The organism is Bradyrhizobium sp. 14AA (assembly GCF_054185205.1).
Genome location: NZ_JAVAYM010000001.1, coordinates 41,859 through 53,355 on the forward strand (window position 1 = coordinate 41,859; position 11,497 = coordinate 53,355).

Below are 11,497 nucleotides of genomic sequence, written 5' to 3' on the forward strand. Positions count from 1 at the left end.
GCGACGACGAGGTCGAACATGGCGATCGAAAATCCGAAGCTGCCTGAAAATCTGAAGCTGCCTGATGGTCTGAAGCTGCCTGATGGTCCCATGTCGGGGCTGATTGCCTCGGCCGTGGAATACATGGTCGATGCGGGACAGCGCAGTGTGCTGTTCCTGGACGTCATGCGCCAGCGTGGCGACCAGTATCGCGAGCATGTCGCGCAGACCGCGCCACATGTGTTGCAATATGCCGCCGAATTGATCACGGACGGGCGCAAGCTCGACGAGCCCGTCAACTACGCGCTGGTGCGCATCATTCCGCCCACTGGCGTCGAGATCGACATGAGCCGGCGGCCGTTCGTCGTGGTCGATCCGCGCGCCGGCCACGGGCCGGGCATCGGCGGGTTCAAGGCGGACAGCGAGATCGGCGTCGCGATGAAGGCGGGACATCCCTGCTATTTCATCGGGTTCCTGCCCGAACCGATGCCGGGCCAGACGATCGAGCGCATCGCGCGGGCGGAAGCAGGGTTCATCGAGACCGTCATCAGCCGCCATCCCGACGCGGACGGCAAGCCCTGCGTGATCGGCAATTGCCAGGCGGGCTGGGCCGTCATGATCCTGGCTTCGCTGCGGCCGGAGCTGTTCGGGCCCCTCATCATCGCCGGCGCGCCGCTCGCCTATTGGGCGGGTGTGCACGGCCAATATCCGATGCGCTATTCCGGCGGCCTGTTGGGCGGAAGCTGGCTGACGGCGCTTGCGAGCGATCTCGGCGCCGGCAAGTTCGACGGTGCCTGGCTGGTGCAGAATTTCGAGAACCAGAATCCGTCCAACACGCTCTGGACCAAGCAGTACAACGTCTACTCCAAGGTCGATACCGAAGCCGACCGCTATCTGGATTTCGAGCGCTGGTGGGGCGGGCACGTCAACCTCAATGCCGAGGAGATCCAGTTCATCGTCGATGAACTGTTCATCGGCAACAATCTCGCCGCCGGCCGCATCGAGATGTCGGATGGACAGAAGGTCGATCTGCGCAACATCCGCTCGCCGATCGTGGTGTTCTGCTCCAAGGGCGACAACGTCACCCCGCCGCAGCAGGCGCTGGACTGGATTCTCGATTGCTACGCCGACGTCGACGAGATCAGGGCCTATGGCCAGACCATCGTCTACACCGTTCACGAGAGCATCGGCCATCTCGGCATCTTCGTGTCCGGCGGCGTGGCGAAGAAGGAGCACGCCGAATTCTCCAGCAACATTGACCTGATCGACGTGCTGCCGCCCGGGCTCTATGAGGCCACGTTCGAGCCGAGGGGCAGCGAGACGCTCAATGCCGATCTCGCGGCCGGACAGTGGGTGATGCGCTGTGAGGCCCGCACCCTCGACGACATCCGCGCCATGGGCGGCAATTCGCCGGAGGACGAGCGGCGCTTTGCTGCCGCCAAGCGCGTCTCCGAGCTCAATCTGGCGGCCTATCAGAAATTCGTCCAGCCCTGGGTCAAGAAGATGGTGACCCCGCAGATGGCGGACTGGGCGCGCAACGTGCATCCGCTGCGGATGCAATATGAAGCGTTCAGCAGCAAGAATCCGCTGATGTCCACGGTCAAGTCGGCCGCCGATCGTGTCGAGGAGAACCGCAAGCCGGTCTCGCAGGACAATCCCTTCCTGGTGTTCCAGGAGCAGATGTCGAAGCAGATCGTCCACGCGCTCGATAGCTGGCGCGACGCGCAGGAGGCGCTGAGCGAGACCATCTTTCTCAACGTCTATGGCTCGCCGGCGCTCCAGGCCGCGGTCGGCATCGATCCGACCGCCGCGCCGTCGCGGAGGCGGGAGATGTCGGCCGAGCACCGCGCGATGCTCGACAGGCGGGTCGCCGAGCTAAGGGCGAAGATCGGCGAGGGTGGTCTTCGCGAAGCTGCCATCCGTGCGCTGCTCTATGTCGGCTCGGCCCGCGGCATGGTCGACGAGCGAAGCATCGAGGCGCTGCGTCAGGTCCGGCGCGAGCATGACGGCGCGCGGCTGACGCTGACCGAGTTCAAGATGCTGGTGCGCGAGCAATTCTTCATGCTGCTGCTGGACCGGGACGCCGCACTCGCCGCCATTCCCGCCATGCTGCCGGACGACCTCAACCAGAAGCGCGCGGCGTTCGCGGCCATGCGCGAGGTCCTGTCGGCGAGCGAGGACATTACCGGCGAGCGGGCTAATCGTCTGAAGCGCATCGCCGGACTCTTCGGCCTGGACGGGGAGGGGGAGTGGACGTCGAACGTCGCCCCTTTCGATCCCAAGGCCGATCCCAAGGCAAGGGCGTCGTAGCGCGGATTGGCGGAATCGGGAGCAGCATCATGTCGGCGGATACGGCGCAGGCACAATCCGGCAGCAAATATGACCGTCTGATCGCGGCGGCCAGGGCGTCGCCGCCGATACCAACGGTCGTCGTGCACCCCTGCGACGAGACCTCGCTCCGCGGTGCCGTCGACAGCGCCAGCTCGGGGATCATCCGGCCGATCCTGGTCGGCCCCGAGACAAAGATCAGGGATACGGCCGCCAGATTCGATCTCGACGTGTCCGGCTTCGAGATCGTCGACGCCGCCCACAGCGACGATGCTGCCGCGAAGGGCGTCGAGCTCATTCACGCCGCGAAGGGCGAGCTGCTGATGAAGGGCAGCCTCCATACCGATGAGTTGATGCGCGCCGTCACGGCGAAGACCGGCGGCCTGCGCACCGACCGGCGCATCAGCCATGTCTTCGTCATGGACGTGCCGGCCTATGCCGAAACCATCTTCGTGACGGATGCCGCCATCAACATCTTCCCCGATCTCGACGCCAAGCGCGACATCATCCAGAACGCGATCGATCTCTACAACCAGGCCGGTTTCGGCAAGACGCCGCGGGTGGCGATCCTGTCGGCCGTGGAGACGGTGACCTCGAAGATTCCATCCACGATCGAGGCGGCCGCCCTGTGCAAGATGGCCGACCGCGGCCAGATCACCGGCGGCGTGCTCGACGGACCGCTGGCCTTCGACAACGCCATCGATCCGGAAGCTGCGCGGATCAAGGGCATCACGTCCGAGGTCGCCGGCCGTGCCCAGATCCTGATGGTTCCGGACCTCGAGTCGGGCAACATGCTGGCCAAGAACCTTGCCTATTTCGCCAAGGCGGACGGCGCCGGCATCGTGCTCGGCGCCCGTGTGCCCGTGGTCCTGACCTCGCGCGCGGACTCGCCGCGCGCACGCATGGCATCCTGTGCGGTCGCCGCACTCTATGCTCGCGCCCGGCGCCAGAAGGCGCCGACAGTGGCTGCGTGACGCCATGGATACGATCCTCGTCGTCAATGCCGGCTCCTCCAGCGTCAAGTTTCAGGTCTATTCGATCGAAGGCGAGGGCACCCTTCGACGGCAGATCAAGGGACAGATGGACGGCATCGGCAGCCGGCCGCGCCTGCGCGCGACGGCCGCCGGTGGCGACACGCTGGCCGATCGCGCCTACCCGATCGAAACCGTGCCTGATGTTCCGGCGGCAATGTCGGTCGCGGGAGACTGGTTGCGGGACGAGATCCGGGTGACGCCGATCGCCGTCGGTCACCGCGTGGTGCATGGCGGCCCGGACTATGATCGGCCGGTCCTGATCGACCAGGGGGTGGTGTGCCGTCTGGAGCGCTTCGTCGCGCTGGCACCCTTGCATCAGCCGCACAACCTCGCGCCGATCCGCTCGCTTCTTGCGAATTTCCCGACGCTCCCGCAGGCAGCCTGCTTCGACACCGCGTTCCATCGTTCGCATGACCCGGTTGCCGACCACTATGCCATTCCACAGCAGCTCTATGCCGAGGGTGTGCGGCGGTACGGATTTCACGGTCTCTCCTACGAATACGTCGCCAAGACCCTGCCGAACGTGGCGCCCGAGATTGCCAGGGGGCGGGTGATCGTCGCCCATCTCGGCAGCGGCGCTTCGATGTGCGCGCTCAGGGGCGGACGCAGCGTCGAGAGCACCATGGGATTTACGGCGCTCGACGGCTTGCCGATGGGGACGCGGCCGGGGCAGATCGATCCCGGCGTCGTGCTCTATCTCGTCTCCGAGAAAGGCATGTCGGCCACAAGGGTCCAGGACTTTCTCTACCGCGATTGCGGACTGAAAGGCCTGTCCGGCGTCAGCAACGACATGCGGGAGCTGGAAGCGAGCACGGACCGGCAGGCAGGGCTCGCGATCGACTATTTCGTCCACCGCATCGGCCTCAATGCCGGCATGCTCGCAGCCGCCTTGCAGGGGCTGGATGCCTTCGTCTTCACGGCCGGCATCGGCGAGAACTCCGCTTCGATCCGCGCCCGCGTAACTGAACAGCTCGGATGGCTCGGCGCCGCGCTCGATCCGGCCGCGAATGCACGCCACGCCCGGCTGATCTCGCGCGCCGGCAGCGCGCTCCCCGTCTACGTCATTCCGACCGACGAGGAGTTGATGATTGCGCAGCACACATTGGCGCTTCTGATGAACGGTCATTCGCATAACTCGAGAGCTGAGAGGGTGTCATGATTCCCGTCTTTCCGGACAGCAAGGTGGCCCTCAAGGGAAAGAAGGGCCTGATTGTCGGCATTGCCAACGACCAATCCATCGCCTGGGGGTGTGCGCGGGCATTTCGTGCCCTCGGCGCAGATCTCGCCGTGACCTATCTGAACGATCGCGCCAAAAAACACGTCGAGCCGTTGGCGCAGGCGCTGGAGGCGCCGATCTTCGTGCCGCTGGACGTGATGGTCGAAGGCCAGACCGAGGCGGTGTTCGAGCGCATTGCGAAGGAGTGGGGGCAGCTCGACTTCCTGCTTCATTCCATCGCCTTCTCGCCGAAGGAAGCCTTGCACGGCCGCGTCGTCGACGTCGGCCGCGACGGCTTCCTCAAGACCATGGACGTCTCGTGCTGGTCGTTCATGCGCATGGCCCATCTTGCCGAACCGCTCATGAAGAACGGCGGGACCTTGTTCACCATGACCTATTACGGCAGCCAGATGGTGGTGGAGAACTACAACGTCATGGGCGTGGCGAAGGCCGCGCTCGAGGCATCGGTCCGTTACATCGCCGCCGAGCTGGGCCCGAAGGGTATTCGCGTGCACGCGATCTCGCCGGGACCGCTGGCGACGCGCGCCGCGTCGGGCATCCCCGAATTCGATGAGCTCATGGACAGGGCGCAGTCCAAGGCGCCGTCACGCAGCCTCGTCAGCATCGACGATGTCGGCAATGCCACCGCGTTCCTGGCGCTCGACGGCGCCAAGTTGATCACCGGCGGCGTGCTCTACATCGACGGCGGCTATCACATCATCGACTGAACGCGTGTCATCGCGTGGTCGAGGCGGGCGAGCAGGGATGCGTTGGGCGGATCATGGCATTATGCCGGTGTTTTGCCCGACGGGTCAACGGATTTTCCGAAGTGATTTCGTCGAGGCGGTTTTGTCGTCTGAAAAGCATAATGCCGACAACCACATGGCTACTGTGCATGGGGTTGTTTTCAGCGTTTTGATTCAGCGGTAGTGCAGGGCGATCAGCTCGGCGATGCAGGCCGGCTTCTTGCCGCCTTCGATCTCGATCACGAGATGGTAGTTCACGCGCAGCCCGTCCGGCGGCACGTCCTCGGCTTCGGCCACCGTGACGCGGCCGCGCAGCTTCGAGCCCGCCGGCACCGGCGCGAGATATCTGATCCGGTCGGCGCCATAGTTCAGCGTATTGCGCAGGCCCTTCAGGCCGATCACCGAGCGGATGAAGAGCGGCGCGAGCGCGAGCGACAGCAGGCCGTGGGCAATGGTCTTGCCGCCGGGCATCTCCTTGGCTGCGCGCTCCTGGTCGACATGGATCCACTGCTCGTCGCAGGTCGCCTCCGCGAACTGGTTGATGCGGTCCTGCGACACCTCGACCCAGTCGCTGACGCCGATCTCGGTGCCGACGGCGGATTTGATCTCGCTGAAATCGCCGAATATCCGCATGGGCGCCTCGTCAGAGTTTCATCTGCGGGACAGTGTCGGGCACGACGATCTCGGCTTCCGTCACCGCCAGAACTTCGCCGATGCTGACGCCGGGCGCGGTTTCCAGCAGCGTCGCCTTGCCGTCGGGAAAGCCGATCACGGCGATATCGGTGACGACGAGATTCACCGGCCGCGCCGAGGTCAGCGGCAGGGTGCATTTGGCGACGATCTTGGACTTGCCCTTGGCTGCGTGCTGCATGGCGACGATGACACGCTTGGCGCCGCTGACGAGATCCATCGCACCGCCCATGCCCGGCACCATCTTGCCCGGGATCATCCAGTTGGCGAGATGGCCTTGTGCATCGACCTGAAGGCCGCCGAGCACGGTGACGTCGACATGGCCGCCGCGGATCAGGCCGAAGGACATCGCGCTGTCGAAGGTCGCAGCCCCCGGCAGCGCGCTGATCGGACGGCCGCCGGCGTCGGTGAGCGTCGGATGCGCCATGCCCTGCTCGGGAATCGGGCCGGTGCCGATCAGTCCGTTTTCCGACTGGAAGAACACCTTGAGCTCGGATGGGACGTAGTTCGCGACCAGCGTCGGGATGCCGATCCCGAGGTTGACGAGGTTGCCGCTTCTCAGCTCCTTGGCGACGCGCCGGGCGATGATGATCTGCGGGTCCATGTGTCACCCGTTGGTAATGAGATAGTCGACGAGCGGCGCCGGCGTCACCACGTGGTCGGGCGCGATGACGCCCACGGGGACGATGTTCTCTGCCGTGACGATGACGGTCTCGGCGGCCATCGCCATGACCGGGTTGAAATTGCGCGACGTCAGCGCGTAGGCGAGGTTGCCGAGGTAGTCGGCGAGAAAGGCATGCACCAGCGCGAATTGCGCCCGCAGCGCGGTCTCGAGCAGGAAGGGCTTGCCGTCGACCTCGATCTGGCGCTTGCCTTCCGCGACCAGCGTGCCGACGCCGGTCGGCGTCAGCACGCCGCCGAGGCCGCAACCGCCCGCGCGGATACGTTCGACGAAGGTGCCCTGGGGAACGAGATCGACGGCGATCTGGTTCGCCAGCATCTGCTGCTGGACCTTCGGATTGAGGCCGATATGCGTCGCAATCAGGCGCGAGACCAGCGCCGCATCGAACAGCTTGCCGACGCCCTTGCCGGGTGTGGCCGCGTCATTGCAGATCAGCGTCAGTCCGGTTTTCCTTTGCCGGACCACTTCGTCCAGAAGTCGCTCCGGTGTACCGACGCCCATGAATCCGCCGACCATGACACTGGCGCCGGCGGGGATCATCGCAACGGCTTCTTCGAGGGAAACGGCCTTCATGGACGGGACTCCGCTCGGCGGCGCAGGCAAGGCGATGGATGAATGTTGGAGGGCGGCAATTTGCCATCATTGATCTGCGTCAAGGCTTCCGATCATTCGCTGATATCGATGTCGATGCTGTCCAGCATCGCGCGCCAGAGTCGTCGCACTTCGGCGTGACGTCTTTCGAGCGCCGCGCTGACTGCGTCCCGAAATGGCACGAGGTCGGGCCCCTTCAAGAACAGGATCTGCGCCTGCATCAGGCGGCCGCTTTCGAACTCGATGCGGCGCAGCGCCATGACGAAGGGATCGGCCGCGCTGGCCTCGGTCGGCAGCAGCGCTGCAGGGCGAATGCCGGCGTGAACGGCATGCGCAAGCGTCGCCAGATGGACCGCCGGCGCGAGCACGCGGTCGGCGACCGCCTCGAGCGGCGCGGGAAGCCAGCTTGCCTCCCAGGAGGCCGCCATATAGCCCACAGCGACATCCGGGACCCAGGAGGTCGAGCGCTGGAGCAGCGAGACGATCTCGGACTCCCGGTAGAATTGTGCGTTCAACTCGGTCTGCCAGGCAGCTTCGATCCGCAACGGCAGCGCCAATGCGAACTGGCGCGCGAGCGCGCCGTGTGCCGAGATCAGGAAGGCCGCAACGCGCGTCTGCTGGCGCGGCGGCACGCGTCCTTCGGCGTCAAGTGGCCCGAGGAAGCCGCTCATGGCATCGGCCTCTGTACGGGAATTGCGCGCAGATGGTCGTAACCGGCCGGAAACGGCGACAGCTCGCCGCCGGGGTCGTTCGGTGCGACCAAGACGGCCTTGTTGCCATGCCAGCGACCGGCCAGAACATCCTCGGCGAAGCGCGCGAGCAGATCGGCGGTGAGCGCGCCCTTCTCGAGCGTAAAGGCGTGGTAGGCCTCGGGAATGATCACCAGCGCGCTGTCGGGGATTTCGACCCGCAGGGTCTCGTGCAGGGAGCGCGGCGTCAGGAAGTCGAATTCCCCGTTCAGGATCATCGTCGGGGCCGTGATCGACGAGAGCTGCGACGTGATCGGCTTGAAGTCGAGAAAGGACTCCATCAGGTTTTGCAGGGCATAGACGTCGTTGACGAGCCAGCCCTGCCGCTTGACGCTGTCGAGCTTGTCCAGAAGCGGCTTGAGCCATTGATCGGACAGGTTCATCGGCAGCAGCAGGTCCTGGAGATAGCCGGTGCCGCCGAGGATAAGGCCGGTGCGCAGGGCATTGCCGATCAGGAGCAGTTGCGGCGAAAGCTCGGCAAAGCAGCTCATCGGTACCAGGCCGGACAGCCGTTTGCCGTGTTCGATCGCATAGCGCAGCGCGATCAGGCCGCCGAAGCTGATACCGGCGAGGAAGACCGGGCCGTCGCCGAGCTCGCCGATCAGGCGATGCAGCACGGCGATATGGTCATCCTGATTGATGAAGAGCGCCGGTTTGTCGGAGGCGCCCTGGCCGAGCAGGTCGAAGGTTGCGACGCGAAAATGCTGGGCCAGCAGCGCGTCGCGATAGGCGGTCCATAGCTCCGCATATTGCGTCAGTCCATTGACCAGCACATAGGCCGGCGCGTCCGCCGGCCCGTCGAGCTCATAGCGGATCCGGTATGAGCCATGACTGAGGAAGGGCATTGCAGCGACCGGGGGGCGGTTTCGACCGAGCGATCCTCAACCTCCGCAGGTGCATTCCATTGAGTTAGATCAAAGCTCGCCCGGTCGCGCTGCCTAGCGTTTCGCCAAAATGCCAGGGAGGACTCCGTCATGATCGGGAGAGATGTCGTGAAGCGCTGCTTTGTCAGCCTGATCCTGCTGCTGGTCGGCACTGCGCTCGCGGCCGCACAACCCTATACGCGGCGTTCGTCGCAGATGCAGCATGACGGATTGAAGAAGACCTACGAGATCGCGAACTTCCGGATCGGCGGCAAGTACGACCTGTCCGATCCCTCCAAATGGGAGTTCGGCGGTGAGGGCGGCGTGACGCTGGAGTCGCTCGGCGGCGGCAAGCTGCGCACCGCCTACATCGCGATCGGCAACGCGCGGCGGAATGCCGCTGGCGAGATCACCAATGCCGTCGTGATCAACTCCTATTATTCCGGCGATTCCACCGACATGTACGAGCAGTGGGTCAAGGGCGCCGCCCTGTCCGGCGGCGTCCCGGTCATCGGACCGGGCCGTCCGATCGACACCGACCGCTACTACGTCATCATGGTCGATCCGCTCGGCACCTGGGGTGCCAGCAAGCCGTCCGATGGCCTCGGCATCAAGTTTCCTCAGTACAGCTATTACGACATGGTGCAGGCCAACTACCGCTTGCTGCGCGACGAGTTGAAGGTCGCGCGCGTCGCGCTGGTGGCCGGCGTCTCCATGGGCGGTACGCAAACCTACGTCTGGGGCGTCATGCATCCGGAATACATCAACGCGCTGATGCCGATCGGCGGCACCACGCAGTCTGATGCCGGAGACCCCGTCGGCAACTGGACTTTCCAGATGATGACGGCGGCAATCGAGTCCGATCCGGTGTGGCAGGCCACCAAGGGCGATTACTACAAGATGCCCAAGGAGAAGCACCCGGTGCCGGGCGTCGCGTTCGGCTGGTCCATCCTCGGCATGACCGGATACGATTTTGGCTTTCGTACGACCCAGAATTTCAACGCGGTGCAGCCCGAGATCTTCTACTGGGATCCGCCCAACGAGAAGGCCGGTCTGAACGTCACCAATCGCGCCAAGCTCTATGACGCCGTCGACCTCGTCTGGCGCAACCGGGTCGGCGAGATCCACAACGTCAATCCCTATCTCGGCCGCATCCAGGCCCGCACGCTGGTGATGCATATCACCAACGATCTCTGGCTGAACTTCAAGCTCGCCCAGCAGGCCGTCGACCGCGTGCCGGGCGCAGATCTGATCGCGGAGGAAAGTCCGGTCGCGCATTACGGCGTATTCCCGCTGATCAACAACCGCAAGAACGATCCGAAGTTCGTCGCCTTCATGGACGACGTGGCGGCTCTCGATCGTGCGCAAAAGTTCGTCGACAAGAATTATCGCGTGCCCGGCGTCGCCGCGAAGATCGATCCGCAAAAATCCTTCTGGAAGGACTTTGTGACCTATCCCTATCCCGTCAAATTCGCCAATGCCAAGGACAAGAGCGGCAATGCCTGGCAGATCGGCTACATGGATGAATATGCCGGCTCCGACAAGGACCCGAAGGTGCTCGTCATCATTCATGGCAAGGGCGCGTTCGGCGGGCATTACGGCAACATCATGCAGTATGCCTTGCGCAGCGGCCTGCGGGTGATCGTGCCCGACCTGCCGCACTACGGCATGTCCGGGCCCGGCAATCTCGACAAGAACCCGGCGCGCACGATGCAGGACATGCGAGAGGTCATCTACGACCTCGTCGTCAACCAGCTCGGCGTCAAGAAGGCCTATTATCTCGGCCATTCGCTCGGCGGTCAGTTCGTGGTCGGCTACGCCCTGACCTGGCCGGATGCGGTGCAGGGCCTCGCGCTGGAAGCGCCCTCGGGCCTCGAGGAATATCCGCGCGAGATCACCATCGCCAAGGACAAGAAGGCGCCGCTGTTCGCAGACGGCCTCGGCCGCGATTTCGACAAGTGGAAGCAGGTCTGGGACCAGACCGGAATCCTCGCCGCGGAGAAGGCGCGCGACGAACAGAACATCCGCGACTTCTTCTATTTCAAGAAGCGTGATCCGAGCACCGGCACTGTGTCGGCGGCCAAGAGCGGGTACTTCTTCAGCGACAGTGAATATGCCCGTTTCCACACCGAGCAGCGCGTCGGGCTCACCAGGGGCAATCCGAAGGAGCTCGAGCAATGGTGCAACGTCTTCATCTTCGACATCTACACGATCGGAGCCGAGCTTCAGCAGGATGATCCGAAGAACCTCTATGAGCGGGTGACTGAGATCAAGGCGCCGATCTTCCTCGCGTTCGGCGACAAGGAGCCGTTCATCCCGACGCCCGCGTTCAACGGACTGACGGATCTCGGGCGCGACGTCATCACGCCGTTCATGACGCGCATGACCAACGCCGGAAACCGGCCGATGCTCAAGATCTATCCGGAGACCGGACACTTCATCCACACCGACAATCCGGTGGAATATTCCGCCGACGTCGTGGATTTCGTGACCAAGGGGACGGTCGACACCTCGTCGCCGCTGGGCACCGATCGCATGATCAGGGGCTCGGTGGTGTCGGCTCTGCCGGTGGCGCCGACACCACCAGGCGCCGCTCCCACCGCAGGCTTGAACAAATAG

The 11,497-nt window shown here is 64.4% G+C and carries 10 protein-coding genes; 5 read left to right on the top strand and 5 right to left on the bottom strand.

Annotated elements, in window-relative coordinates:
* The first annotated feature begins 18 nt into the window (after nt 1-18).
* From RAD15_RS00190 to fabI, 4 genes are read left to right on the top strand one after another with little or no spacing between them, the layout of a single operon-like run.
* Entirely contained in the window at nt 19-2,289 is a 2,271-nt protein-coding gene (locus tag RAD15_RS00190; protein WP_458173194.1) for a DUF3141 domain-containing protein, read from the top strand.
* A gap of 29 nt (nt 2,290-2,318) precedes the next feature.
* Nucleotides 2,319-3,281, top strand: coding sequence for a phosphate acetyltransferase (locus RAD15_RS00195; RefSeq protein ID WP_458173196.1), 963 nt, complete (start codon nt 2,319-2,321; stop codon nt 3,279-3,281).
* A gap of 4 nt (nt 3,282-3,285) precedes the next feature.
* Nucleotides 3,286-4,500, top strand: coding sequence for an acetate/propionate family kinase (locus RAD15_RS00200; protein ID WP_458173198.1), 1,215 nt, complete (start codon nt 3,286-3,288; stop codon nt 4,498-4,500).
* Nucleotides 4,497-5,285: an enoyl-ACP reductase FabI gene (fabI, locus tag RAD15_RS00205; RefSeq protein ID WP_458173200.1), complete on the top strand. Its 789-nt coding sequence runs from the start codon at nt 4,497-4,499 to the stop codon at nt 5,283-5,285. Before RAD15_RS00200 ends, fabI begins: the two co-directional genes overlap by 4 nt.
* Before the next feature lie 192 nt (nt 5,286-5,477).
* Here the strand turns inward: fabI and RAD15_RS00210 are convergent, their stop codons facing one another.
* The 5 genes from RAD15_RS00210 to RAD15_RS00230 all read right to left on the bottom strand — a co-directional run bounded on the left by RAD15_RS00210 (nt 5,478) and on the right by RAD15_RS00230 (nt 8,860).
* Nucleotides 5,478-5,936 carry a MaoC family dehydratase gene (locus RAD15_RS00210; protein ID WP_458173202.1) on the bottom strand — a complete coding sequence of 153 codons (459 nt, stop codon included), beginning with the start codon at nt 5,934-5,936 and terminating at the stop codon, nt 5,478-5,480.
* A 10-nt stretch (nt 5,937-5,946) separates the two neighbouring features.
* Complete coding sequence (locus tag RAD15_RS00215) at nt 5,947-6,597, bottom strand: 3-oxoacid CoA-transferase subunit B (protein WP_458173204.1); 651 nt, start codon at nt 6,595-6,597, stop codon at nt 5,947-5,949.
* 3 nt (nt 6,598-6,600) lie between these two features.
* Nucleotides 6,601-7,248, bottom strand: coding sequence for a CoA transferase subunit A (locus tag RAD15_RS00220; protein WP_458173206.1), 648 nt, complete (start codon nt 7,246-7,248; stop codon nt 6,601-6,603).
* 92 nt (nt 7,249-7,340) lie between these two features.
* On the bottom strand, nt 7,341-7,937 hold the full coding sequence (locus RAD15_RS00225) for a hypothetical protein (RefSeq protein ID WP_458173208.1): 597 nt from the start codon (nt 7,935-7,937) through the stop codon (nt 7,341-7,343).
* Nucleotides 7,934-8,860 carry an alpha/beta fold hydrolase gene (locus RAD15_RS00230; protein WP_458173210.1) on the bottom strand — a complete coding sequence of 309 codons (927 nt, stop codon included), beginning with the start codon at nt 8,858-8,860 and terminating at the stop codon, nt 7,934-7,936. Before RAD15_RS00230 ends, RAD15_RS00225 begins: the two co-directional genes overlap by 4 nt.
* Before the next feature lie 129 nt (nt 8,861-8,989).
* Between RAD15_RS00230 and RAD15_RS00235 the strand changes: the two genes are divergently transcribed.
* Nucleotides 8,990-11,497 carry an alpha/beta hydrolase gene (locus RAD15_RS00235; protein WP_458173212.1) on the top strand — a complete coding sequence of 836 codons (2,508 nt, stop codon included), beginning with the start codon at nt 8,990-8,992 and terminating at the stop codon, nt 11,495-11,497.

Coding starts and splice junctions, on each gene's coding strand:
- RAD15_RS00190 (WP_458173194.1), top strand. CDS start 19: ATGGCGATCGAAAATCCGAAGCTGCCTGAAAATCTGAAGCTGCCTGAT.
- RAD15_RS00195 (WP_458173196.1), top strand. CDS start 2,319: ATGTCGGCGGATACGGCGCAGGCACAATCCGGCAGCAAATATGACCGT.
- RAD15_RS00200 (WP_458173198.1), top strand. CDS start 3,286: ATGGATACGATCCTCGTCGTCAATGCCGGCTCCTCCAGCGTCAAGTTT.
- fabI (WP_458173200.1), top strand. CDS start 4,497: ATGATTCCCGTCTTTCCGGACAGCAAGGTGGCCCTCAAGGGAAAGAAG.
- RAD15_RS00210 (WP_458173202.1), bottom strand. CDS start 5,936: ATGCGGATATTCGGCGATTTCAGCGAGATCAAATCCGCCGTCGGCACC.
- RAD15_RS00215 (WP_458173204.1), bottom strand. CDS start 6,597: ATGGACCCGCAGATCATCATCGCCCGGCGCGTCGCCAAGGAGCTGAGA.
- RAD15_RS00220 (WP_458173206.1), bottom strand. CDS start 7,248: ATGAAGGCCGTTTCCCTCGAAGAAGCCGTTGCGATGATCCCCGCCGGC.
- RAD15_RS00225 (WP_458173208.1), bottom strand. CDS start 7,937: ATGAGCGGCTTCCTCGGGCCACTTGACGCCGAAGGACGCGTGCCGCCG.
- RAD15_RS00230 (WP_458173210.1), bottom strand. CDS start 8,860: ATGCCCTTCCTCAGTCATGGCTCATACCGGATCCGCTATGAGCTCGAC.
- RAD15_RS00235 (WP_458173212.1), top strand. CDS start 8,990: ATGATCGGGAGAGATGTCGTGAAGCGCTGCTTTGTCAGCCTGATCCTG.